Source organism: Nocardiopsis sp. NPDC055824 (assembly GCF_053616335.1).
The window spans coordinates 17,292-40,830 of the sequence record NZ_JBSHDN010000039.1; the positions used below are offsets into that span (position 1 = coordinate 17,292).

Sequence of the window (23,539 nt, forward strand, 5' to 3'; positions counted from 1 at the left end):
TTCCGGCCGCGCACCCCTCTCCGCCCGCCCGTGGCGTCCCCGCGGCCCGGGGGCGGTCGGACGGCGCTCGTCGCCGTGGTGCCCGCGTTCGTGTCCCGGCCCGGTCCGCGCCGGCGGGCCGGGGGCCGGACACGGCGGAGGCCGCCCTCCCCGGGGGGAGGACGGCCCCGTGGCGCGTGCGGGACTACCCGCGGTCGATGGTGATGACCGGGGAGGTCCAGGTCTCCCAGTGGTCCGGGTTGTCGGGGTCGCCGAGCGCCTTGAGCGCGCGGGCCTCCAGCCGGTAGGAGCCGTCCCTCACGTCGGTGATCCGGCCGTGCCTGTCCACGACCGTGCCGTCCCACGGGTAGCTGAAGAACGACGTCCTCGTCGCGCTGCGGTGCACGTAGTCCACCGACACCCCCACGTTGCGGTCGGGGTGGACGGGGCGGCCGGTGCGCTCGTCGATGACCACCATGTCGAGCCTGGTGACGTGGTGGTCGAAGTGCGCGATCACGTACGGCACGTCGGGAAGGCCGTCGACCCACTCCATCGTGTAGGAGGCGCCGTCCGGCTGGTTCTCGAACGTGCCGCCGCTGTCGCTCGCGCAGTCCAGGCCGGAGAAGGCCTCGCACTCCGTGATCCTGGTCAGCCACGGCAGGTCCGCGACCACGCCCGACCCGTCGCTGATCGGGGTCATGGCCTCGATCTCCTGGTAGTCGCCGTTGTAGGCGGCGTACGGGACCCGGTAGGTCTCCCCGCCGGTCTCGGACACGGTGACGTACCCGCCGTAGATCATCTGCTCGAAGTCCTGGGCGGGCGGGGTGACGGTGACCCGCACCTCGGCCGACCCCCCGGCGGGGACGGTCACCGAGTCGCTGTCGAAGGCCACCTCGGCGGAGCCGTCGTTGTAGCCGGGCGCGAAGGTGTCGCCGTGGGTGCCCAGGGCGGCCTCGTGGGAGAGCTCGTACGTGGCCTCCCCGTCACCGTCGTTGGTGATGGTGACCGTCTCGGTCACGGCCTCCCCGGTGGCGCCGAGGGACAGCTTGCCGGGGGTCACGGTGGTGGTGGCGAGCACGGAGCCGGGGACGTCCAGCATGCCCGCCCCCTGGCGGTGCACGTTGTCGGGGTGGCCCAGGCCGGGGTTGCCCCACCACGCCTTCGGGTCGGCGCTGTTCTGGAGGACGGTGCGCACCTCGTGCGAGTCCAGGTCGGGGCGCGCCTGCAGCAGCAGTGCGACGCCGCCCGCCACGTGCGGCGACGACATGGAGGTGCCGCTGATGGTGGCGTAGCCGCCCTGGTCCATCGGGTACGTGGAGTTGATCAGGCCGCCGGGGGCACCGATGTCCGGCTTGAGGGACAGGTCGGCGGCCAGGCCGAAGGAGCTGAAGGAGCTGATCAGCCCGCCGGTCGGGTTGGGGATGGTGATGTCCTCGCCCGTCCAGGTGAGGGTGACGGGCTCGTCGCCCTCCAGGAGCTCCAGCAGGTGGGCGCCGGCCTCGTCGGAGACACCGATCGAGAAGGCGCCCCGGTCGACGATGCCGCCGCCGGCGAACATGCCGGGCACGTTGTTGTACATGACGACGCCGGTGGCGCCGGCGTCGAGGGCCGCGTCGTACTTCTCGGCGAAGGTGCACTCGCCGCGCACCATCAGGGCAGTCCGGCCCTCCAGGTCCGCGACCTCGTCGCCCAGGGCGGTGCAGCCCCGTCCGACGTGGACGAGCTCGTCGGTGTCGCCGGAGGCGGGCGGCGGCTCGGCCGCGCCCATCTCCATGTAGGCGAGGGCCTCGCCGCTCGGGTTGGCGGTCACGGACGCGGCCTGGATGTGCGTGTTGTCGAAGGAGGCGACGCCGATCACGTCCTCGCCGAGGCCGGGGGCGCCCGCCGAGTACAGGCCGGTGGCGCCCTCGTTGCCGATGGAGGCGACGACGACCATGCCCTCGTCGACGAGGTTGTCGGAGGCGACGGCGGTCGGGTACTGGGGCCAGGAGTGCGAGGAGCCGATGCTCATGTTGAGCACGTCCATGTCGTCCGCGAGGGCCTGCTCCATGGCGGCGATCATGATGTCGGAGGTGGTGGACCCCGTGCAGCCGAACACCTTGTAGGCCCCGAACTCGACGGCGGGCGCCACACCGGTGACCCCTCCCTCGGCGCCGACGATCCCGGCGACGTGCGTGCCGTGCCCGTTGCAGTCCTGGGGGTCGTCGTCGGGGACGGGGACGGACGCGGGGTCGCCGGCGTTGAAGTCGTCGCCCACGAAGTCGTGCCCGACGACCACGCGGTCGTTGGGGAACCCGCCCCCGCCCAGGTCGGGGTGGGTGTAGTCGACGCCGGTGTCCATGATGGCCACCCGGAGCCCCTCGCCCGTCAGCCCGAGTTCGTTCTGGGCGATGTCGGACCCCGTCATGGGGAGCGCGGTGTCCAGGTCGGGGACGTTCTCGCCGGTCTCGGGGATCCGGTAGGTGAGGACGGGGTGGATGGCGCTCACGCCGGGGATCTCCCGCGCGGTGCCGACCTGTGTGTCGTCCATGCGGACGGAGAGGCCGTTCCACAGCTCGCTGAACGAGTGCCGTTCGGTGTACTCCAGGCCGTGTTCCTCGGCCTCGGCCCGGAAGTCCTCGTGCTCGCCGTCCACCGTCGCCGGGGAGGTGCCCTCGGTGGTGGGCGGGCTCTCGAGCTCGATGAACCACAGGCCGTTGGCCTGGTGGGTCAGTTCACCGTTCTCGGAGGAGGGCGCGGGATGGAGGGGGGCGAGTTCGGAGACCTCGTCGGCGTTCGCCGGTGTGGAGGCGGCGAGGCCCGCCACGAGTGTCAACCCGGCGAGCGCCGCCAGGCGTGATCGGTGGGGTACCACCTTGTCAACACATCCCTTCTCGGTGCACGCCGCTGGACACCGGGGGAGCGGAATACCCCACTAAGGACATATGTGGTGCTCAGGGGGATACGCCGCTTCATGTCCTTGTTCGTTTGATCGGCGCGCATAGCAACGAGATCATTGCCGTGTGCCATGAAAGTGTCAATGTTCGCGAAGACTCAATATGGCCACATGGTGGAGCCAAGTTGCACTAGGGGTTGATGTTTCGCGAGGGGTTCATAAACGGACATGAATTCACTTTTCCCGCGTATTGGTATAAAAGGAATTCTGGTACGGAGTTCCGTCGCCCTGCGCAGGCCCCTGTCCGTGCGGGGCAGATGCGGGGAAGACGCAGGCCGGGGCGGCCACCGGCCCGCCAGCGAGGAGCCGGGGGGACGCGAGTAGGCTGGGGACGTCGGGCCGCCTCCGGGCGGCCCGTCCGGTGTCGAAGGAGCGAAGTCCGGTACAGCGGCCCTGCGGGGCCGTCCAATCCGGCGCTGTCCCGCAACTGTGGAGCCCCGCCCCGGCGGGGACGAGCCAGGTCGCCTCCCGGCATCGACTCACCCGTCCTCGTGGGAAGGACAGGCCAGTCTCCGCCAGGACCGTGCTCCTTCCCCCGTCCCGCAAGGAGCACCGTGCGGATCGCACGCCCCTTCCCCGCCGTCCTCCTCGGAGCCGCCCTCACCCTGACCGCCTGCGGCGGCGGGGCGGAGAACGGTGAGACCGAGGCCGAGCCGACGACCGACGCCGCGCCCGCCGCCTGCGGCGCCCCCGAGGCCGATCCCGACCGTCCCACCGTGGGCGACGGCACCTTCCCCGTCACCCTCACCGGCGCCACGGGCGACGTCACCCTCGAGGAGGAGCCCCGGCGGATCGTCTCCCTGTCGCCCAGCCACACCGAGATGCTCTTCGCCATCGGCGCGGGCGACCAGGTCGAGGCCGCCGACGAGTACTCCGACTACCCGGAGGAGGCCCCCACCACGGCGCTGAGCGGCTTCGAGCCCAGCGTCGAGGCCGTCACCGAGTACGACCCGGACCTGGTCGTCCTCGCCCGCAGCGCCGAGGACACCGCCTCCCAGCTGGAGACCGTGGGCATCCCCACCCTCGTCATCGACGCCGCCCAGGACCTGGAGGACACCTACGCGCAGATCCGCCTGCTCGGGGACGCCACCGGCCGCACCGCCGAGGCCGACGCCGAGGCGGACCGGGTCGAGAGCGAGTTCAACGCGGTCGTCGAGGGCGTGTGCGACACGGCCGACGGCGCCGGGCTGACCTTCTACCAGGAGCTCGACGAGACGTCCTTCTCCGCCACCTCCGAGACCTTCGTCGGGCAGATCTACCGGTCCTTCGGGCTGGTCAACATCGCCGACGCGGCCGACGACGGCTCCGCGGGCGGGTACCCGCAGCTGTCACAGGAGTACATCGTCGAGGAGAACCCCGACATGGTCTTCCTGTCCTACGGCGACGAGTCCACGGTCGAGGACGTCGCCGGGCGCCCGGCCTTCGACACCGTCACCGCAGTGCGGAACGACGCCGTCTACCTGCTCGACGCCGACATCGCCTCCCGCTGGGGACCTCGCGTCGTCGACTTCGCCGAGCTGGTCGGCGAGGCCGTGACCGAGAACGCGGGGAACTAGCGTGAAGGGCGGTGTCGGCGTCCCCGTCGGCTGGGCGGCCGCGGGAGCGGTCGCGCTGGTCGCGGCCGGCCTCTTCGGCATCTCCGCCGGAGCGGCCTCCCTGTCGGCGGCCGACATCGTCCGGCACCTCCTCAGCCTCCTGCCGTTCGGGGTGGAGTCGCCCCTGACCGAGCGGCAGGCGGCCCTGCTCGTGGAGCTGCGCCTTCCCCGCGTGGTGATGGGCGCGATCGTCGGTGCCCTCCTGGCCACGGCGGGCGGCGCCTACCAGGGCGTGTTCCGCAACCCCCTCGCCGACCCCTTCCTCCTCGGCGCCGCCGCCGGGGCCGGGCTCGGCGCGACCCTGGTCATGGTGTTCGGGCAGGAGCTCGGCGGCTCGCCGCGCGCCCTGGTCCCCGTCGCCGCCTTCGTCGGGGCGCTGCTCGGCGTGGCGGCCGCCTACCTGCTCGGGTCCACCGCGGGGGGCGGTGGCACGGCCTCCCTCGTCCTCGCGGGCGTGGCCGTGTCGTCCTTCCTCTCCGCCGCCCAGACCCTGGTCCAGCAGATGGGCGTCGACCAGCTCCAGCGCATCTACGCCTGGCTGCTCGGCGGGCTGGGCCGCGACGGGTGGAACGACGTCCGGCTGATCGCCCCCTACGCGGTGGTCGGCCTGGCCGTCCTCCTGCTGTGCGGCTACCTGCTCGACATGCTCGCCCTCGGCGACGACAAGGCGGTCAGCCTGGGCCTGAACCCGGCGGCGGTGCGCATCGTGGTGATCGGCGCGGCGTCGCTGGCCACGGCCGCCGCGGTGTCGGTGAGCGGGCTGATCGGCTTCGTCGGGATCGTCGTCCCGCACGTGGTGCGCCGGCTGGTGGGGTCCAACTACCGGGCGATCCTGCCGGTGACCGTGCTGTTCGGCGGGGCCTTCCTCGTCCTGGTGGACATCGTGGCCAGGACCCTGGTGTCCCCGGCCGAGCTCCCCATCGGCGTGGTGACCGCTTTTCTCGGCGCGCCCTTCTTCGTTCTCATCCTGCGCACCACGCGCCACCGCAGTACCTGAGGCGCGACGGCGCGGGCACTCGCGGACACCGGCCGCGGACCCCGCGCACCGTTCGTTCCCGGCACGCCACCCGGCCGTGACGCGAACGCGTCGAACACTCTGGGAGACTGGTGCACGCTATGGACATCACCTTGATCGCCGCCATCGTCATCGCCGTCGTGCTCCTGGCCGTCGGCGGGTTCTTCCTGGTCAGGACCCAACGCCCGGTCAAGCCGGGCAAGGAGGAACCCGGACCCGAGACCACGGGGGCCGCCGGGGCGACCGCCGTCGAGGAGGACCGGGACAGGGACTCCGGAACCGTCCGCACGCCTCCCTCGCAGGCCCCGCCGGAGGCCCCGGCCGCCGAGCCCGCCGCGCCGGAGCTGGAGACCCCGCCGCCCTCCGCGGGGCGCATGGTGCGCCTGCGCGCGCGGCTGGCCCGGTCGCAGAGCTCCTTCGGGCAGGGACTGCTCAACCTCCTCTCCTCCGACACCCTGGACGACGACGCCTGGGAGGAGATCGAGGACACCCTCATCACCGCCGACATCGGCGTGGCCTCCGCCTCCCAGATCGTGGAGAGCCTGCGCACCCGCGTCAAGGTGCTCGGCAGCCGCGGCCACGACGAGGTGCGGGCGCTGCTGCGCGAGGAGCTCCTCGCGCACATCCGCACGGACGCCGACCGCACCGTGCGCACCGAACCCCACAACGGCCGCCCCGCCGTGATCATGGTGGTCGGGGTCAACGGCACCGGGAAGACCACGACCACCGGCAAGCTGGCCCGGGTCCTGGTCGGCGACGGGCGCAGCGTCGTGCTCGGCGCCGCCGACACCTTCCGCGCCGCCGCCACCGAGCAGCTCCAGACGTGGGGCAGCCGCGTGGGGGCCCCGGTCGTGCGCAAGGAGGAGGGCGCGGACCCGGCGAGCGTGGCCTTCGACGCCGTCTCGCGCGGCATCGAGGAGGGTGCCGACACGGTCATCATCGACACCGCCGGGCGCCTGCACACCAAGACCGGCCTGATGGACGAGCTGGGCAAGGTCAAGCGGGTCGTGGAGAAGAAGTCGCAGGTCGACGAGGTGCTCCTGGTCCTCGACGCGACGACCGGGCAGAACGGCCTGCGCCAGGCCCGGGTGTTCGGCGAGGTCGTGAACGTCACGGGCATCGCGCTGACCAAGCTGGACGGCACCGCCAAGGGCGGCATCATCGTGCAGGTCCAGCGCGAGCTGGGCGTGCCGGTCAAGCTGGTCGGGCTCGGGGAGGGGCCGGACGACCTGGCGCCCTTCGACCCCGAGGTCTTCGTGGACGCCATCCTGGGCTGAGGCGGCTCCCCCGTCGCCGGGGCGGATCCGCGAGCGTGGCCGGCCACCCGACCGGGTGCCCGGCCACAGCCGTGTCCACACGGCGCGGACCCGGCCGTACCCGGACACCGGCGCCGCGACGGCCCGTTTCATGCGATCGACACGCCGGTGAAACACCGAACGCCGCCTACTTGACGGCGCCGTCCTCACGGGCGTGAGATATGACCGAGAGTGACCATTTGGTCTCCCTCGGCTGATGTGACGGGGGTCGCTCTGTGCCGGTGCACGTGCGTTCGGGCGTGCTGGGGGTTCGGTTCATGGTGCGTTAACACTTCTGGCTGTCCTTTTACCCCTGCGCAACACGTCGGGTCCCGGGGAGAAACACCCCGGTCGGACAGTTGCCTGCGTGGTGATCTGCATCGGGCCCGATGATGCGCTCGCTGACCGCCGCCCTCACAGACACAATCCCCCGCCCGTCCTACGGAGGCGACGTAATGATTGACACCGGCAACACGGCGTGGCTGCTCATCAGCGCAGCGCTCGTGATGCTCATGACCCCGGGCCTGGCCTTCTTCTACGGAGGCATGTCACGGGCCAAGAGCGTCCTGAACATGATGCTGATGAGCTTCGCGAGCATCGCGATCGTCAGCGTCCTCTGGGTCGTGGTGGGCCACTCGCTCACCTACTCCGACGGCGGTCCGCTCAACGCGTTCATCGGTGGCTTCGACTACGTCGGGCTCAGCAACCTGATCGGCGAGATCGAGCCCGCGGCCGACGGCGAGGGCGGCTACCCGCTGCTCGTCGACGCCGGCTTCCAGATGATGTTCGCGGTGATCACCGTGGCCCTCATCAGCGGCGCGATCGCGGACCGCGCCAAGTTCGGCGCCTGGATGCTGTTCGCCCCGGTCTGGGCCCTGCTCGTCTACTTCCCCGTCGCCCACTGGGTCTGGGGCGACGGCTGGATCGGCGGCCTGACCATCGGCGGCTACGAGGTCATCGACTTCGCCGGCGGCACCGCGGTCCACATCAACGCCGGCGCTGCGGCGCTGGCCCTGACCTTCGTCCTCGGCCGCCGCAAGGGCTTCGGCTCCGAGTCGATGCGTCCCCACAACCTTCCGTTCGTGCTGCTCGGCGCGGCGCTCCTGTGGTTCGGCTGGTTCGGCTTCAACGCCGGCTCCGCCTACGCCGCCAACGAGACCGCAGCCCTGGCCCTGGTCAACACGCAGGTCGCCACGGCCGCCGCCACCGGGGCCTGGATGCTCGTCGAGCGCCTGCGCTACGGCAAGGTCAGCGCCCTGGGCTTCGCCTCCGGCGCCATCGCCGGCCTGGTGGCCATCACCCCGGCCGCCGCGAACGTCACCCCCCTCGGCGCGATCGCCGTCGGCGCGCTGTCCGGCGCCGTGTGCGCCTACGCCATCAGCTGGAAGTTCAAGTTCAAGTACGACGACGCGCTCGACGTCGTGGGCATCCACATGGTCGGCGGCATCATCGGGTCGGTGGTCCTCGGACTCGTGGCCGCGGGTGTGGTCGGCGGCTCGGACGGCCTGCTCTACGGCGGTGGCATCGGCCTCCTGGCCGTCCAGGTCGTCGCGGTCGTCGGCGTCATGATCTACTCCTTCGTCGTCACCTGGGTCATCGCCAAGGTCATCGACCTCGTCGTCGGGTTCCGCATCACCGAGGAGGTCGAGACCAACGGCCTGGACCACGAGCTGCACGCCGAGTCGGCCTACGCCTTCGAGGAGCTCGACGAGATCGAGGCAGAAGCTGTCTCCCCGCCGACGCCTCCGGGCGGGGAGGCGGCCTCACCGCAGGTCAAGGCCTAGTCCTCAGCGTGGAGGCCGGAGGCCCTGCACCGTTGACGCGGTGAGGTGCCAGGGACCGGCGGGGAGAGATCCCCGTCGGTCCCGTTTCTGTTTTCTATAGTGCTTCGTGGCATATATGGGCATTCATAGGCCGGTATTGGCCGTGGCCTGCGTGTTGGTTCGGTACCCTCTGAGCGGTGCGGCTGTCATGCCGCGGGACGGGTGCGCCCGGCCGGGGACGCCGGCCGAATCACAGGTGCGTATCGGCGCCCTTCGGGCGGCGCCGGGTTGAAACCAGGCGCCGCGCATCCGCGTCCCACGCCAATGACGGGTCTCGGGCCGGTCGTCCCGCCGCCCACCCGGAAACTCACGCTGATTCGTACAGTGCCCCACAGGTCGGGGTCAGGAGGCAAGATGGCGCCGGTTAGTCACTTCAGGGGTCGCAGGGCCAGGCGCTCCGCGCTTGCCGCGACGAGCGCGATCGCCGTTCTCGGCTTGACGGCGTGCTCCATCGACCTGAGCAGCCTGCGCCCCGGCGGGGGCGAGGAGGAGCCCAGTCCCGAACCCGCCGAGCCGGTGGCCGCGGCGCCCCTCCTGGAGAGCGCGCTGGCGGACCTGGCCGCCTACCCGGCGCTCACCGCCACCGGGCAGGTCGCGGAGACCGTCGGCTCCTCCGAGGTCCGTGACGCCTCGCTCACCGTCGCCGACACCGGCGCGACGAGCGGGACCATCCGGGCCAACAGCGTCGAGGCGGACGTGCTCGCCGCCGACGGCAAGCTCTTCATCCGCGCGGTCGAGGACTTCTGGCTCGACCAGGGCGTCTTCGGTCCGGACTTCGACGACTTCAACGAGAACTGGGTGCGCTCCTCGGCGGCCCAGGCCGGGCTCAACCCCAGCACCACCCTGGCCCCGCCGGAGCTCTCCGCGACCCTGGCCGCGATCGAGCTGGACTCGGAGGAGGCCGTCGAGGAGAACCTGGACGGCACGCTCACCTACCGGATCGACCTCGCCGGCGAGCGCAACCAGGTCTGGATCAACGCGGAGACCGAGCAGGTCCAGCGCATCGCCGTCGAGGAGCTCGTCCCCGAGGGCGCCGAGACCGGCCCCCAGGTCCGGCTGGACCTGGCCGAGGCCGACACCGCAGCCGTCGAGGAGCTCTACGACGGCATCATCACCACGGCCGAGGACGACCTGACCGGGTCCCGGGACGCCCGGATCGAGGTGGGCTGGGACGGCAACCCCGAGATGAACTGCGAGGACGGGCCCAACTGCACCTGGTCGGGAACGGTGCGGGACGCGGGCGGCGACGGCAGCGGCGAGGTGACCGTCCGCATGGACGTGACCTTCACCAACGCCGACATCGGCGAGCAGACCTGCGACGACGGCGGCACCCTGGAGGCGGGCGCGACCCTGGACCTCTCGTGCAGCGCCGACTACAACATCGTCAGCTCCACCCAGCAGACCTACACCATCGACGGTGAGGCCCAGCTCTCCACCCGCGGCCTGACCGGCGGCCAGCAGGAGGAGATGCTGGCGGCCCTCGCCGAGCAGCGCGAGGCCACGCTGGCCGGCGGCGCCGCCCCCTCCGAGGAGGAGTCCGCGGAGGACGGGGGCAACTAGCGCCCCGCGCCCCCGCCGGTCCGCGGACCGGCGGCCGGGTACGGGCGCGGTGGCGGAGACAGGCGACGACAGGGAGGGCGGGGCGCACGGGCCCCGCCCTCACCCCGTTCCCGGCCCCGCGGCCTCGGACTACTGTCCGGCGGCGGTGGGCGGGTAGGCTGGGAAACCACTTACGAGACGAAGGACTGGCCAAACTCGTGTTCGAGACGCTTTCCGACCGGCTGACATCGGTCTTCTCCTCGCTGCGCGGCAAGGGGCGGCTGTCCGAGGAGGACATCAACGCGACCGCGCGGGAGATCCGTCTCGCGCTGCTCGAGGCGGACGTCGCGCTGCCGGTGGTCCGCGAGTTCATCTCGCGGATCAAGGAGCGCGCCCGCGGCGAGGAGGTCTCCAAGGCCCTCAACCCGGCGCAGCAGGTCATCAAGATCGTCAACGAGGAACTCGTCGAGATCCTCGGCGGCGAGACCCGGCAGGTGCGGTTCGCCAAGAACCCGCCCACCGTGATCATGCTCGCCGGCCTCCAGGGCGCCGGTAAGACCACCCTGGCGGGCAAGCTCGCCAAGTGGCTGTCGGCGGACCGCAACACGCCGCTGCTGGTCGCCGCCGACCTCCAGCGCCCCAACGCCGTCACCCAGCTCCAGGTGGTCGGTGAGCGCGCCGGGACCCCGGTGTTCGCTCCCGAGCCCGGCAACGGCGTGGGCGACCCGGTCGAGGTCGCCCGGGCCTCCGTCGAGCACGCGCGCCGCAACAACCACAACGTCGTCATCATCGACACCGCGGGCCGCCTCGGTGTGGACACCGAGATGATGCAGCAGGCCGCCGACATCCGCGACGCCGTCAGCCCCGACGAGATCCTCTTCGTCGTCGACGCGATGATCGGCCAGGACGCGGTCAACACCGCCCAGGCCTTCCTCGACGGCGTCGGCTACGACGCGGTCGCGCTCACCAAGCTCGACGGTGACGCCCGCGGCGGTGCGGCCCTGTCCATCCGGCACATCACGGGCCGTCCGATCATGTTCGCGTCCACCGGCGAGAAGCTGGAGGACTTCGACCTCTTCCACCCGGACCGGATGGCGTCGCGCATCCTGGACATGGGTGACGTCCTCACGCTCATCGAACAGGCGCAGCGCACGTTCGACGAGGCCGAGGTCGAGAAGATGGCCTCGACCATGGCCTCGGACGACGACTTCACGCTGGACGACTTCCTCCAGCAGATGTCGATGGTCCGCAAGCTCGGCCCGATCGGGAACCTGCTCGGCATGATGCCCGGCATGGGGCAGATGCGCGACCAGATCGACAACATCGACGACAAGGACCTGGACCGCATCCAGGCGATCATCCAGTCGATGACGCCGGGCGAGCGGGCCAACCCCAAGTCGATCAACGGCTCGCGCCGGCTGCGCATCGCCAACGGCTCGGGTACGCAGGTCAGCGACGTCAACGGCCTGGTCACCCGCTTCTTCGAGGCGCAGAAGATGATGCGCAAGATGAAGAACGGCGGGATGCCGGGCATGCCCGGGATGCCCGGGGTCGGCGGCGGCAACCGCAAGAAGGCCAAGGCCCAGGCCAAGAAGGCCAAGAAGGGCAAGCAGCGCAGCGGCAACCCGATGAAGGCCCGCCAGCAGGAGGCCGAGCGCGCGGCCGAGCGCCAGAAGCGCCAGGAGGAGGGCGGCCAGCAGATGCCGCAGCTGCCCCCGGGCCTCGGCGGAGGCGGCGGCGGGCAGCCCACGCTCCCGCCCGGTTTCGGCGGACCCAACATGCCGGACCTGTCCAACTTCAAGCTGCCCAAGCAGTAGCGGAGACCACAGGCGGCCCGTCCCCGGCGAGGGGGCGGGCCGTTCGCGTCGGCGGGGCCACGCGGGCGCCTGTGTCCTGTCCGAGGAACACGCTCGCGTCTGGCACAATGAGTAGTCGACTAACGGTGGACGGGTCAGCCCTCTAACTAACCCGCCACCCACGTCTTGCCTTGGCGGGTACTGCAACCCCACGTGGTTTCGCCGCCGGGCGCCGAACACCGTTCATCGGGAGAAGACCACTCCAGTGGCTGTCAAACTGAAGCTCAAGCGTATGGGCAAGATCCGTACGCCCCAGTACCGCATCATCGTCGCCGACGCCCGCACCAAGCGTGACGGCAAGGCGATCGAGGAGATCGGCAAGTACCACCCCAAGGAGCACCCGAGCCTCATCGAGGTCGACTCCGAGCGGGCGCAGTACTGGCTGTCCGTGGGGGCCCAGCCCTCCGACGCGGTCAAGGTCCTCCTGCGCAAGACCGGCGACTGGCAGAAGTTCAAGGGCCTTCCCGCCCCGGCTCCGCTCCAGGTCGCCGAGGCCAAGGACCCCGAGGCCAAGGAAGCCGCCTTCCAGGCCGCGCTGAAGGAGCTCGTGCTCCCCGGCGGCGAGGGCAAGACCAAGGCCAAGAAGACCGAGAAGAAGGCGGAGAAGGCGGCCGACAAGCCCGCCGAGACCGCCGAGGCCGAGAAGTCCGAGGGCGAGGCCTGACGTGCTGGAAGAGGCGCTTGAGCACCTCGTGAAGGGGATCGTTGCGAACTCCGACGACGTCCAGGTGAGAGCCAAGCGGCTCCGCAAGGGCAAAGTCCTGGAGGTCCGGGTCCATCCCGACGACCTCGGCAAGGTGATCGGTCGCAACGGCCGCACCGCCAAGGCACTCCGGACCGTGATCGGCTCCCTCGCCGGGGGCCGCTACGTCCGAGTGGACCTGCTGGACCTGCACGAAGTGCGCTGACGCGCCTCTTGGGGCGCCGACCACGACCGGTCGGCGCCCCGTAGTTGTGCCCGGGGCACCTGCCCCGGGCACAGTTTTCCCGTCTCCACGGTGGGACGGGCGGAAGGACGGAACCTCCCATGCGACTCGTTGTGGGCCGGATCGGCCGCGCGCACGGTATCCGGGGCGACGTCGCCGTCGACGTGCGGACGGACGACCCGGCGGCCCGCTTCGCCGACGGCACCGTGATGGAGACCGACCCGGCCGGAGCCGGACCGCTCACCGTCGCGTCCAGCCGTCGCCACAGCGACCGGCTGCTGGTGCGCTTCAAGGGGATCGCCGACCGCGACTCCGCCGAGGCGCTGCGCGGCACCCTGCTGTTCGTGGACTCACGGGACATCGCCCCCCTGGACGACCCCGACGAGTTCCACGACCACGAACTCATCGGCCTGGCCGCGGTGACCACCGGGGGCGAGGCCGTCGGCACGGTCGACGACGTGCTCCACCACGCCCAGGACGTCCTGGTCGTCGCCACCCCCGGCGGCGGCGAGGTGCTGGTGCCCTTCGTCGCCGCACTGGTGCCCGAGGTCGACGTGGCCGGGGGCCGGATCGTCATCGACCCGCCGCCCGGCCTGCTCGACCTCGCCGACTGAAGGGGCGCGCAGTGCGCATCGACATCATCAGCATCTTCCCCGACTACTTCGCCCCCCTGGACCTCTCCCTGATCGGGAGGGCACGCGCCTCGGGCCTCCTCGACGTGCGGGTCCACGACCTGCGCTCCTGGACGCACGACAGGCACAACACCGTGGACGACACCCCCTACGGGGGAGGCCCCGGCATGGTCATGAAGCCCGAACCCTGGGGTGAGGCGCTCGACGAGGTCGTGGCCGGGGCCCCGGCCCGCCTGATCCTGCCCACACCCAGCGGCCGCCCCTTCCGGCAGGCGGACGCCGAGCGCCTGGCGGGGGAGGAGAGGCTGGTCTTCGGGTGCGGGCGCTACGAGGGCATCGACTCCCGGGTGGCCGCGGACGCCGCCCTGCGGATGCCGGTCGAGGAGGTCAGCATCGGCGACTACGTCCTCAACGGGGGCGAGTCCGCGACGCTGGTGATGGTCGAGGCGATCACCCGCCTGCTGCCGGGTGTTCTCGGCAACACCGAGTCGGCGGTCCAGGACTCCTTCGCCTCCGGCGGCATGGAGAACCTGGTCGAGGGGCCGGTGTACACCAAGCCCGTCATGTGGCGGGACCAGGAGGTGCCGCCCGTGCTGCTGTCCGGCAACCACGGGGCCGTGGACCGCTGGCGCCGCGACCAGGCGCTCCGCAAGACCGCGCGCAACCGGCCGGACCTGGTCGGCGCCATGCCGGAGGAGGCCCTCGACCGGCGTGACCGGGAGGTCCTCGCCGAGGAGGCCGTTCGGGAAGCCACCTGACATGTGGCAAACTGGGTGGGTTCCCCCTTGGTGACCCATGGCATCCGCATGCCGGCGGCACGACGTCGGCCTCTGTGACGGTCACCGGGTGGTCCGAATGTCCAGACCCGTACGGGCCCTCGCCCGCGCAACCCTCCCCGCACCACGCCGGGGACAGGGCGCGGAGCGCTATCGATGAGGAATCGCGAGATGCACACCGCCATCCAGGAGCTCGAGAAGGCTCAGCTCCGCACCGACGTCCCCGAGTTCCGCCCGGGTGACACGCTCAACGTCCACGTCCGCGTGACGGAGGGCACCCGCACCCGTGTCCAGGTCTTCAAGGGCGTCGTCATCCGCCGTCAGGGCTCGGGCAACCGCGAGACCTTCACCATCCGCAAGGTGAGCTACGGCGTGGGCGTGGAGCGCACCTTCCCGATCCACACCCCGGCCATCGAGAAGTACGAGGTCGCCGCCCGCGGCCGCGTGCGTCGCGCCAAGCTGTACTACCTGCGCGACCTGCGCGGCAAGGCCGCCCGCATCCGCGAGCGCCGCGAGCCCGTCTCCAAGTAGTCTTCCGCTCCCTTTCGGAGCCGAACGGCCCTCTTCCCGCACGGGAGGCAGGATAGGCTTCGGCTCGATGAGCAAAGACGAGAGGGATCCCGGCGCGGACGGGGTCCAGGACGAGGATTCCGCCCGGCCCGGCCCGGAGGAGCGAAGCTCCGCCACTGGCTCCCGAGTCCCTGAGGACTCGGGAGCCAGTGGTGTCTCCGAAGCCGTTGGTCAGGAGCCGGAGGAGAAGGCGGACGCCGAGATGAGCAAGTCCCAGAGCAGTGAGAAGAAGGGGTCGTTCTGGAAGGAACTCCCCATCCTGATCGTGATCGCCGTGGTGTTGGCGTTCGTGATCAGGACCTGGGTGATGCAGGCGTTCTACATCCCCTCCACATCGATGGAGAACACGCTGCTCGTCGGCGACCGGGTGCTCGTGAACAAGGTCGTCTACCAGATCCGCGACATCGAGCGCGGCGAGGTCGTCGTCTTCAACGGCAACGGGTCGTGGGACGACCCGAACACCGTGACCGTGCCCGAGCCGACCAACCCCGTCGCCGGCGCCTTCAGCTGGGTGCAGCAGCAGTTGGGCGCCGCGCCCACGGGCAAGGAGTACATCAAGCGGGTCATCGGGCTCCCCGGCGACACCGTGGAGTGCTGCGACGAGCAGAACCGCATCCTGGTCAACGGCGTCCCCCTGGAGGAGGACGCCTACCTGTACCCGGGAAGCGTGGCCAGCCACACCGAGTTCGGCCCGGTCGAGGTGCCCGAGGGGCACCTGTGGCTGATGGGGGACCACAGGGCGATCTCCTACGACTCCCGCCTCAACCAGAACAACCCCGGTGGCGGCGCCGTCCCGATCGACCACGTGGTGGGCCGGGCGTTCGTCATCATCTGGCCGTTCAACCAGGTCGGCGGTCTGGGCGTTCCGGAGAGCTTCGAGGCCGTCGACGCCGCGGCCGGGTGACGCCGTGACGGGTCCCGGTCCGAAGACGGATCGGGACCTCCGGAGGGTTCCGGTGACCGATCCGTCGAAGGAAATCTGTTCCACGGGGCCCAGAAGTCCGTTCCGTGACGCATGATGGATCTCGGAGCGTCTTGATGTCCCCCCGACGCGTGGGTCCTCCCACGCGGGGAACAACCGGGGCGGTGGCGGTGTACACGTGATGAGGAGACCGGCACACCACGACCGGAGAGTGCGACGAAAGCGAGCGCGTGGATGAGTTCTGAGGACCTGGAGAAGTACGAGGCCGAGATGGAGCTCCAGCTCTATCGCGAGTACCGGGACGTCGTCGGGCTGTTCAGCTACGTCGTGGAGACCGAGCGCAGGTTCTACCTGACCAACAACGTCGACCTCCAGCCGCGTTCGACCGAGAACGGGGAGATGTACTTCGAGGTCGTGATGGAGGACGCCTGGGTCTGGGACATGTACCGCCCGGCGCGGTTCGTCCGCAACGTGCGCGTGGTGACGTTCAAGGACGTCAACGTCGAGGAGATCCAGAAGTCCGACCTGGAGATGCCTCCCGCGGACGGCGGCCGGGGCGGTCCCGAGCTGCCCTGACCCGAACCGTGCCCCGGGCATGACCGGTCCCCGGGGCGGCTCCCCGTCGCGGCCCTCGTGCCCGGGGCAGCGGCCGGTTCGTCCACAGGAACGAACTCCCCCTGGCGCGCCGGACGGCGATCACCCACCGTTGTAACGGGAGGTGGTCGACCGTGGACAGGTGGGCCGGATACCGGAGGGCACTGGGCGGACGCGGGGAGGACCTCGCCGCGGTCTTCCTGCGGAGCGCGGGCATGCGGGTGGTGGACCGCAACTGGCGGTCGCCGTCGGGGGAGATCGACATCGTGGCCCGCGACGGACCGGTCCTGGTCGTCGCCGAGGTCAAGACCCGGACCTCCGTGCGGTACGGGCACCCCGTGGACGCCATCACACCCGACAAGCGGCGCCGTCTGCGCCGCCTCGGGAGGGCGTGGGCGGCCCGGCACCGGGTCCCGGCCGCGTCGCTGCGGGTGGACGGCGTCTGCGTCCTGATCACCGGCGGGCGCGTGTTCGTCTCCCACGAGCGGGGGATGACGTGATGACCCTCGCCCGCGCCCACTGCATCACCCTGCTGGGGGTCCAGGGGCACATCGTCGAGGTGGAGGTGCACCTGGGCGGCGGCGACCCCGGGGTGACGCTCGTGGGGCTCCCCGACGCCGCGCTGCGGGAGGCCCGGGACCGCATCCGCGCGGCCGTGGCCAACAGCGGCGAGGAGTGGCCCAGCGGTCAGATCACCATCAGCCTGTCCCCGGCCAGCCTCCCCAAGGCGGGCAGCCTCTTCGACCTCGCCATCGCCGCCGCCGTGCTGTGCGCCACGGGCGCGGTGCCGCCGGACCGCCTGGCGGGCACCGTCCTCATCGGCGAGCTCGGACTCGACGGGAGGGCGCGCCCGGTGCTCGGCGTCCTTCCGGCGATGGTCTCCGCCACCGAGCAGGGCTACCGCGGGTTCGTCGTGGCGCGCGGCAACGCGGCCGAGGCCCGCCTGGTCCCCGACGTGGAGGTGACCGCGGTGGGCAGCCTGATGGACCTGTGCCAGTGGTTGCGCGGGGCGTTCTTCCTGGAGGAGGCCGCCGGGCCGGAGGCGCCCTGTGCCCGGGAGCCGGACGACCCCGGGCCGGACCTGGCCGACGTGCTGGGCCAGCCGGTGGCGCGCCGGGCGGTGGAGGTCGCCGCGGCGGGCGGGCACAACCTCATGATGCTCGGCTCCCCGGGCACGGGCAAGAGCCTGCTCGCCGAGCGCCTGCCGACCGTCCTGCCCGGACTGCGCCCCTCCGAGGCGCTGGAGGCCACCGCCATCCACTCGGTCGCCGGGATGCTCCCCCGGGGCTCGCCCCTGGTCACCCGGCCCCCGTTCGCCGCCCCGCACCACACCTCCTCCCGGGCGTCGATCATCGGCGGGGGCAGCGGCCACCCCGGGCCGGGCTGGGTGTCCAAGGCCCACCGGGGAGTGCTGTTCGTGGACGAGGCGCCCCAGTTCGGGAGGGGGGTGCTGGACTCCCTGCGCGAGCCGCTGGAGCGGGGGGAGGTGGTGCTGGCCCGCGCCTCCTCCACGGTGACCTTCCCCGCCAGGTTCCAGCTCGTGATGGCCGCCAACCCCTGTCCCTGCGCCAGGCCGGGCAGCATGTGCACCTGCCCGCCGGGGGAGCGGCGCAGGTACTTCTCCCGGCTGTCCGGGCCGCTGCTGGACCGGATCGACCTCAAGGTCGACCTGCAACCCGTGACGAGGGCCGAGCTGCTCGCCGACCGCGCGTTCGCGGAGTCCTCCGCCGTGGTCGCCGCCAGGGTGGAGAGGGCGCGCGCCCGCGCGCTCGCACGGCTGGCGCACACGCCCTGGACCACCAACGCGGCGATCCCCGGCGCGCGGCTGCGCCGGGACTTCCCGGTCGAGCCCGCCGCGCTGCGCGTCCTCGGACGGGCCATGGACGCCGGGCAGATCAGCGCCCGCGGGGTCGACCGGGCCCTGCGGGTCGCGTGGACGCTGGCCGATCTCGCGGAGCGGGACCGCCCGGGGGAGGAGGAGACCGCCTATGCCTTCGCGCTGTGGACCGGGCGGGCATGGTGAGGCGGGGCGGCGATCCGCGCCCCGGGGTGCGGGCCGGTGCGCTCCGGAGGGGCGCAGCGGACACGGGTGGAAGGGGAGCACGGTGACCGTACGGGACTGGCAGGGGGAGGCCGACGCCCGGGCGCGGGCCTGTCTGACGGCGGTCGCGCCGCCGGGGGACCTGTGGCTGGGGGCGATGCTCGCCGAGCACGGTGCGGCCGGGGTGTGGGCGGGGCTGGTGGCGGGGGAGCCCCCGCCGTCCGTGCCGGTGGAGGAGGACGAGGACCCCGACCCGGAGGCGTGGGCCCGGCTGCGCCGCCGCTGGGACGGGTGGAGCGCGGCCGCCGCCCGGGTCGACCCCGACGGGCTGCTCGGTGAGTCCGCGGCGGCCGGGATCCGGTTCGTGGCGCCGGGCGACCCCGAGTGGCCCGGCCGGCTGGACGGCCTCGACCTCCCCGGCGGTCGCCGCTCGCACGGACTGTGGGTACGCGGCGGCGGGGACCTGCGCAACCTGTGCCTGCGCTCGGTGGCCGTGGTGGGCGCGCGCTCTGCCACGGCCTACGGCGAGCACGTGGCGGCGGAGATGGCCTACGAGCTGGCGGAGCAGGACGTGGTCGTGGTCTCCGGCGGCGCGTACGGGATCGACGGCGCCGCGCACCGGGCCGCCCACGCCAACGGGAGCACCGTGGTGGTACTGGCCTGCGGGCTGGACGTGGACTATCCGCGCGGCCACGCGGGCATGTTCGCGGACATCGCGCGGACCGGGGTGCTGGTGAGCGAGAGGCCGGTCGGCGCCACGCCCCGGGCCAAGGACTTCCTGATCCGCAACCGGCTGATCGCGGCGCTCACCCCGGGAACGGTGGTCGTGGAGGCGGGCAGGCGCAGCGGCGCGCTCAACACCGCCTCGCACGCCGTCGAACTCCACCGGGTGCTCATGGCGGTGCCCGGTCCGGTCACCTCCGCCATGTCGGTGGGCTGCCACGTCCTCCTCCGCGACTGGCAGGCGGGCTGTGTCACCTGCGCCGACGACGTCGTCGCCCAGGTCGGCGCGGTGGGGGAGCTGCCTCCGGAGAGCGGACCGGTGCGGGTCTCGGCCCACCTCGACGCGGAGAGCGCCCGGGTGCTGGAAGCGGTACCCCGGGCGGGGGCCGGTCCCGCGGTGGTCGCCGCTGCGAGCGGGACCTCCCTGGACGTCGCGATGCGCTCCCTGGGGCTGCTGGCCGCGGCGGGGCTGGTCGAACGGTGCCGGGCCGGATGGCGGCTGCCGCGCTGACGGAGGAGGCCGCGGCTCCGTGCCCCGCAGCGGGGAGAGCCTTCGACCGTAGGGGGCGGCTGCCGCGCGGGGCCTGCCGTGCGGGGCCTGTGGTGGGGACCCTCGCGCCGCACGGCCCTTCTGCGGTGTGGGGCAGCCCGCCCCACGGGCTACCCGCCGACCGGGGCCTGCCGCTCGGGGCCGCCGCCGGGCGGGGCCCCGCTGCGGCGCCGCAGCGCGGGGCGGCTCGGCGGGCGCCGAACCGGGCACGGATAGCGGGGCGCGATGGCGGGTAGGGTTCCGCCATGGCCAAACCGTACAGTGACGTCGTGCTCGCGGACGGCCCGCTGCTGTTCGTCTCCGGACAGACCCCCGAGGCCCCCGACGGGGACGTCGCCGGAGGGGTCGAGGGACAGACCCGGCAGGTCTTCCGCAACATGGAGCGCGTCCTGGCCCGCCACGGGGCGGACCTGGGACACCTGGTGAAACTCACCTACTACCTCCGCCACATCGCCGACCTCGACGAGTTCCGCAGCGCCCTGGTCGACTGCCTTCCCGGGGAGCACCGCCCGGCCGGGACCCTGGTGGAGGTGAGCGGCCTGGTCAACCCGAGGTACCTGGTGGAGATCGAGGGCGTGGCCTGCCTGCCCCGGGAGTGAGCGTGCTGGACCGCTTCGCCGCCCACCTGTCCGGTGAGCTGGGCCGCTCACCCCACACCGTGCGCGGATACCTCGCCGACCTGCGCTCCCTGCTGGCCTTCCTGGAGGAGAACGGGTACCGGGTCGAGGACCTGGACGTGCTCCTGGTGCGCGGTTGGCTGTCCCGGTCCCGCGACGCGGGGGCGAGCCGAGCCACCGTCTCCCGCCGCGTGGCGGCCGTGCGCGCCCTCACCCGGTACCTGCACCGCGAGGGGGTGCTGGCGGCCGATCCCGGCCCGCGCCTGTCCGGCCCCTCCCAGCGGCGGTCCCTGCCAGCGGTGCTGGACGAGGGGCAGGCCGCCGCGGCCCTCTCCCGGCCCCCGGGGGACGCCCCCCTCGACCTGCGCCGCCGGGCGGTGGTGGAGGTGCTGTACGCCACCGGCGTGCGGGTCGCCGAGCTGTGCGCCCTCGACCTGGCCGACGTGGACCGCGAACGCGACACGGTGCGCGTCCTGGGCAAGGGCGCGAAGGAGCGCACGGTCCCCGTGGGCGCTCCCGCGCTGGACGCCCTCGACGCGTGGCTGTCCGGCGGACGGCCGGAGATGGCCTCGGCCGCCGTCGGCGCCGCGCTGTTCGTCGGCGCGCGCGGCGGCCGGCTGGGGGTGCGCCAGGCCCGTGAGGACGTGCACGCGTACCTGCGCGCCGCCGGCGCGGACGGGGCCCCGCACGGACTGCGGCACAGCGCCGCCACGCACCTGCTCAACGGCGGGGCCGACCTGCGCAGCGTGCAGGAGTTCCTGGGCCACGCCAGCCCGCGCAGCACGCAGATCTACACGCACGTGTCCGTGGAGCGCCTGCGCGACACCTACCGCCGGGCCCACCCCCGCGCCTGAGCGGACCACCGTGTCCGCCGGCCGCACCCGCGTGCGGGCGGAGGCTGCGTCCCGGCCGTGCCCGCCCTCATCACCCCGGCGATCGCATCCGCGCGCGGGCGGAGGGCGTCGTGGTGCGCGATGCCGGCCAGGACACCGATCGGCCGCACCCGCGTGCGGGCGGAGAGCCCTCTGCCCGTCTCCGGGGCGCGCCTCCCCGGGGCCCACCGGCGGGTGCGGGACGGCTGCCGCGCTCCTTCGCCTCCGGCCGACTCGCGGGACCGCCTCCTTCCAGGGGCCCAGGGGCGCCGGCCGGTGCGAAATCCGCCACTCCGCGCCCGCCGGGCCGGGAGCGCCTCCGGGACGCGCGCCCGCGCCCGACCCGTGTCCCCGGGGCCGCACCGCCGGAGCGGAGGCGGCAGGAGTGAAGGGCGCCGGCCGCACGGGGCCACCGGGCCGGCGGGGGTCCGGCCCGGGCCGGACCGAGGGGAAGGAGCCGGACCTCGCCGAGGCCGAGCAGGCCGAGCGGGTCGAGGTAGTCGTCGCCGCGGAGCAGGCCCCAGTGCAGGCAGGGGCGGTCACGGCAGTGGGGTGGGGCGGCGGCCAGGACGCCGAGGAGGTCCCCGGCGGAGACCGGGTCGCCGCGCGCCAGGTCGGACTCCACCGGGAGGTAGGTGGTGCGGAGGTCCCCGTGGGCGACGCTGACCAGGGGTGTCCCGGCCACCGTGCCGGCGAAGCGCACCCGGCCGGAACCCGCGGCGTACACCTCCTGCCCGGGCTCGGCGGCCAGGTCCGCGCCCAGGTGCCCCGGGAGCCAGCGCTGCTCGGGAGGGTCGAAGGGGCGCAGCACCCCGGGGGCCGGGGAGAGGGGCCAGCGCCAGCCGGTGTCCCCCGCCGCGGGGGAGGCGGGCGACCACAGGAGCGAGGCGAACAGCAGCGGGAGCAGGAGGCGGGAGAGGTCCATGCCTCCAGGGTCGGGGAGGGGGACGGGGGCCGCCAGGGGCTTGCCGGCAACTGTGGACAACCCCGGCCCCGGGGCGCCGGACGGGGGCGCGGGGTCACTCGTAGGCGCAGCACAGGTCCGGTGTGTGCCCGGCTGAGGATAGAATCGTCCGTGGCCCGTCGGGCCGATCACAATACGCACGTCCACGCGCCTCCTCACGGAGGGGTCGTACCTACGGTCCACCCCGTTTCGGCGGGATGGCGGTGCGGCCGGGGCGTCAGGCACAACCGACGGCGGAGAGACTCTCTCCGCCACCGCAAGGAGGACCAGTCATGGCCACAGTCGTGACGACTCGCCAGCTCCTGGAGAGCGGCGTCCACTTCGGGCACCAGACCCGTCGCTGGAACCCGAAGATGAAGCGCTTCATCCTCACGGAGCGCAACGGCATCTACATCATCGACCTCCAGAAGTCGCTGGCGCACATCGACCGCGCCTACGAGTTCGTCAAGCAGACGGTCGCCCACGGCGGCACCGTCCTGTTCGTCGGTACCAAGAAGCAGGCGCAGGAGGCCATCGACGAGCAGGCTCGTCGTGTCGGCATGCCCTTCGTCAACCAGCGCTGGCTGGGCGGCATGCTCACCAACTTCTCCACCGTCCACAAGCGGCTCCAGCGCCTCAAGGAGCTGGAGGAGATCGACTTCGACGACGTCGCCGGCTCCGCGCTCACGAAGAAGGAGCTCCTCAACCTTCGCCGTGAGAAGGAGAAGCTGGAGCGCACCCTCGGCGGTATCCGCGACATGTCCCGCGTGCCCAGCGCGGTCTGGATCGTGGACACCAAGAAGGAGCACATCGCGATCAGCGAGGCTCGCAAGCTGAACATCCCGGTCGTCGCGATCCTCGACACCAACTGCGACCCGGACGAGGTCGACTACCCGATCCCGGGCAACGACGACGCCATCCGCTCGGTCAGCCTGCTGACCCGCGTGATCGCCGACGCCGTGGCCGACGGCCTCATGGCCCGTTCCGGCGCCTCCGAGGGCACGGGCGAGCAGAAGGCCGCCGAGGAGCCCCTGGCCGAGTGGGAGCGCGAGCTCCTGGAGGGCAAGACCGAGACCGAGGCCGCCCCGGCCGCGGACGCGGACGCCCCCGAGGTCGACAAGGAGCTGACCGAGGCCCCGGTCGAGACCCCGAAGCCCGAGGTCGAGGCCGCGATCGAGTCCGAGGCTCCGGCTGAGGCCCCGGCCGAGGCCCCGGCGCAGGAGTCCACCGAGGGCTCCGCCGAGTAGTCAGCGGTCCCAGGGACGACGGAACACCCCCGGTGCCGCCCCGCCTCCGCCAGTTGCTCCACCGTCTGCGTCATCAGGTTGGTGACCAC

At 72.4% G+C, this 23,539-nt stretch carries 21 protein-coding genes; 19 read left to right on the forward strand and 2 right to left on the reverse strand.

All coding sequences use genetic code 11. The features are described from left to right. Window positions 1-184: 184 nt before the first annotated feature. Window positions 185-2,833: a S8 family serine peptidase gene (locus ACWGL3_RS11160; protein WP_267946455.1), complete on the reverse strand. Its 2,649-nt coding sequence runs from the start codon at window positions 2,831-2,833 to the stop codon at window positions 185-187. A 635-nt stretch (window positions 2,834-3,468) separates the two neighbouring features. Between ACWGL3_RS11160 and ACWGL3_RS11165 the strand changes: the two genes are divergently transcribed. The 18 genes from ACWGL3_RS11165 to ACWGL3_RS11250 all read left to right on the forward strand — a co-directional run bounded on the left by ACWGL3_RS11165 (window position 3,469) and on the right by ACWGL3_RS11250 (window position 21,242). Then, window positions 3,469-4,470 (forward strand): ABC transporter substrate-binding protein, encoded by a 1,002-nt coding sequence (locus tag ACWGL3_RS11165; protein ID WP_452461211.1) that lies wholly within the window; start codon window positions 3,469-3,471, stop codon window positions 4,468-4,470. Between the two features lies 1 nt (window position 4,471). After that, the gene (locus tag ACWGL3_RS11170) at window positions 4,472-5,506 is read left to right on the forward strand and encodes a FecCD family ABC transporter permease (protein WP_267946453.1); all 1,035 of its coding nucleotides are present in this window, start codon (window positions 4,472-4,474) and stop codon (window positions 5,504-5,506) included. Between the two features lie 119 nt (window positions 5,507-5,625). Then, the gene (gene ftsY, locus ACWGL3_RS11175) at window positions 5,626-6,801 is read left to right on the forward strand and encodes a signal recognition particle-docking protein FtsY (protein ID WP_267946452.1); all 1,176 of its coding nucleotides are present in this window, start codon (window positions 5,626-5,628) and stop codon (window positions 6,799-6,801) included. A gap of 473 nt (window positions 6,802-7,274) precedes the next feature. Further along, the gene (locus ACWGL3_RS11180; RefSeq protein WP_267946451.1) at window positions 7,275-8,603 is read left to right on the forward strand and encodes an ammonium transporter; all 1,329 of its coding nucleotides are present in this window, start codon (window positions 7,275-7,277) and stop codon (window positions 8,601-8,603) included. Window positions 8,604-8,996: 393 nt separating this feature from the next. Beyond that, window positions 8,997-10,202, forward strand: coding sequence for a hypothetical protein (locus ACWGL3_RS11185; protein ID WP_267946450.1), 1,206 nt, complete (start codon window positions 8,997-8,999; stop codon window positions 10,200-10,202). 197 nt (window positions 10,203-10,399) lie between these two features. Beyond that, window positions 10,400-11,998, forward strand: coding sequence for a signal recognition particle protein (gene ffh, locus ACWGL3_RS11190; protein ID WP_267946449.1), 1,599 nt, complete (start codon window positions 10,400-10,402; stop codon window positions 11,996-11,998). A 244-nt stretch (window positions 11,999-12,242) separates the two neighbouring features. Continuing rightward, entirely contained in the window at window positions 12,243-12,701 is a 459-nt protein-coding gene (rpsP, locus tag ACWGL3_RS11195) for a 30S ribosomal protein S16 (protein WP_267946448.1), read from the forward strand. A gap of 1 nt (window position 12,702) precedes the next feature. Continuing rightward, window positions 12,703-12,945 (forward strand): RNA-binding protein, encoded by a 243-nt coding sequence (locus tag ACWGL3_RS11200; RefSeq protein WP_073704564.1) that lies wholly within the window; start codon window positions 12,703-12,705, stop codon window positions 12,943-12,945. A gap of 119 nt (window positions 12,946-13,064) precedes the next feature. Further along, complete coding sequence (rimM, locus tag ACWGL3_RS11205; RefSeq protein ID WP_267946447.1) at window positions 13,065-13,577, forward strand: ribosome maturation factor RimM; 513 nt, start codon at window positions 13,065-13,067, stop codon at window positions 13,575-13,577. 11 nt (window positions 13,578-13,588) lie between these two features. Further along, window positions 13,589-14,353: a tRNA (guanosine(37)-N1)-methyltransferase TrmD gene (gene trmD, locus ACWGL3_RS11210; RefSeq protein WP_267946446.1), complete on the forward strand. Its 765-nt coding sequence runs from the start codon at window positions 13,589-13,591 to the stop codon at window positions 14,351-14,353. A gap of 189 nt (window positions 14,354-14,542) precedes the next feature. Further along, the gene (gene rplS / locus ACWGL3_RS11215) at window positions 14,543-14,902 is read left to right on the forward strand and encodes a 50S ribosomal protein L19 (protein WP_267950508.1); all 360 of its coding nucleotides are present in this window, start codon (window positions 14,543-14,545) and stop codon (window positions 14,900-14,902) included. 67 nt (window positions 14,903-14,969) lie between these two features. Continuing rightward, window positions 14,970-15,845 (forward strand): signal peptidase I, encoded by an 876-nt coding sequence (gene lepB, locus ACWGL3_RS11220; protein ID WP_452461212.1) that lies wholly within the window; start codon window positions 14,970-14,972, stop codon window positions 15,843-15,845. Window positions 15,846-16,097: 252 nt separating this feature from the next. Next, window positions 16,098-16,439: a DUF2469 domain-containing protein gene (locus ACWGL3_RS11225; RefSeq protein ID WP_267946444.1), complete on the forward strand. Its 342-nt coding sequence runs from the start codon at window positions 16,098-16,100 to the stop codon at window positions 16,437-16,439. Window positions 16,440-16,591: 152 nt separating this feature from the next. After that, a complete protein-coding gene (locus ACWGL3_RS11230) occupies window positions 16,592-16,957 on the forward strand; it encodes a YraN family protein (RefSeq protein ID WP_267946443.1) in 366 nt (121 codons plus the stop codon). Continuing rightward, the gene (locus ACWGL3_RS11235; protein WP_267946442.1) at window positions 16,957-18,480 is read left to right on the forward strand and encodes a YifB family Mg chelatase-like AAA ATPase; all 1,524 of its coding nucleotides are present in this window, start codon (window positions 16,957-16,959) and stop codon (window positions 18,478-18,480) included. Before ACWGL3_RS11230 ends, ACWGL3_RS11235 begins: the two co-directional genes overlap by 1 nt. A gap of 82 nt (window positions 18,481-18,562) precedes the next feature. Continuing rightward, window positions 18,563-19,732: a DNA-processing protein DprA gene (locus ACWGL3_RS11240; RefSeq protein WP_267946441.1), complete on the forward strand. Its 1,170-nt coding sequence runs from the start codon at window positions 18,563-18,565 to the stop codon at window positions 19,730-19,732. 284 nt (window positions 19,733-20,016) lie between these two features. Continuing rightward, window positions 20,017-20,370, forward strand: coding sequence for a RidA family protein (locus tag ACWGL3_RS11245; RefSeq protein ID WP_267946440.1), 354 nt, complete (start codon window positions 20,017-20,019; stop codon window positions 20,368-20,370). A gap of 2 nt (window positions 20,371-20,372) precedes the next feature. Continuing rightward, the gene (locus ACWGL3_RS11250) at window positions 20,373-21,242 is read left to right on the forward strand and encodes a tyrosine recombinase XerC (protein WP_267946439.1); all 870 of its coding nucleotides are present in this window, start codon (window positions 20,373-20,375) and stop codon (window positions 21,240-21,242) included. A gap of 70 nt (window positions 21,243-21,312) precedes the next feature. On the opposite strand, the gene ACWGL3_RS11255 is transcribed toward ACWGL3_RS11250, so the two are convergent. Further along, the gene (locus ACWGL3_RS11255; RefSeq protein ID WP_267946438.1) at window positions 21,313-22,185 is read right to left on the reverse strand and encodes a M23 family metallopeptidase; all 873 of its coding nucleotides are present in this window, start codon (window positions 22,183-22,185) and stop codon (window positions 21,313-21,315) included. 311 nt (window positions 22,186-22,496) lie between these two features. Here ACWGL3_RS11255 and rpsB point away from each other — a divergent pair, with 311 nt between their 5' ends. Then, the gene (gene rpsB / locus ACWGL3_RS11260) at window positions 22,497-23,450 is read left to right on the forward strand and encodes a 30S ribosomal protein S2 (protein ID WP_267946437.1); all 954 of its coding nucleotides are present in this window, start codon (window positions 22,497-22,499) and stop codon (window positions 23,448-23,450) included. Window positions 23,451-23,539 lie beyond the last annotated feature (89 nt).

Excerpts from the sequence above, each read along its gene's own strand:
- ftsY (WP_267946452.1), top strand. The coding sequence starts at position 5,626 with ATGGACATCACCTTGATCGCCGCCATCGTCATCGCCGTCGTGCTCCTG.
- ACWGL3_RS11180 (WP_267946451.1), top strand. The coding sequence starts at position 7,275 with ATGATTGACACCGGCAACACGGCGTGGCTGCTCATCAGCGCAGCGCTC.
- ACWGL3_RS11185 (WP_267946450.1), top strand. The coding sequence starts at position 8,997 with ATGGCGCCGGTTAGTCACTTCAGGGGTCGCAGGGCCAGGCGCTCCGCG.
- rimM (WP_267946447.1), top strand. The coding sequence starts at position 13,065 with ATGCGACTCGTTGTGGGCCGGATCGGCCGCGCGCACGGTATCCGGGGC.
- rplS (WP_267950508.1), top strand. The coding sequence starts at position 14,543 with ATGCACACCGCCATCCAGGAGCTCGAGAAGGCTCAGCTCCGCACCGAC.
- lepB (WP_452461212.1), top strand. The coding sequence starts at position 14,970 with ATGAGCAAAGACGAGAGGGATCCCGGCGCGGACGGGGTCCAGGACGAG.
- ACWGL3_RS11225 (WP_267946444.1), top strand. The coding sequence starts at position 16,098 with ATGAGTTCTGAGGACCTGGAGAAGTACGAGGCCGAGATGGAGCTCCAG.
- ACWGL3_RS11235 (WP_267946442.1), top strand. The coding sequence starts at position 16,957 with ATGACCCTCGCCCGCGCCCACTGCATCACCCTGCTGGGGGTCCAGGGG.
- ACWGL3_RS11245 (WP_267946440.1), top strand. The coding sequence starts at position 20,017 with ATGGCCAAACCGTACAGTGACGTCGTGCTCGCGGACGGCCCGCTGCTG.
- ACWGL3_RS11255 (WP_267946438.1), bottom strand. The coding sequence starts at position 22,185 with ATGGACCTCTCCCGCCTCCTGCTCCCGCTGCTGTTCGCCTCGCTCCTG.
- rpsB (WP_267946437.1), top strand. The coding sequence starts at position 22,497 with ATGGCCACAGTCGTGACGACTCGCCAGCTCCTGGAGAGCGGCGTCCAC.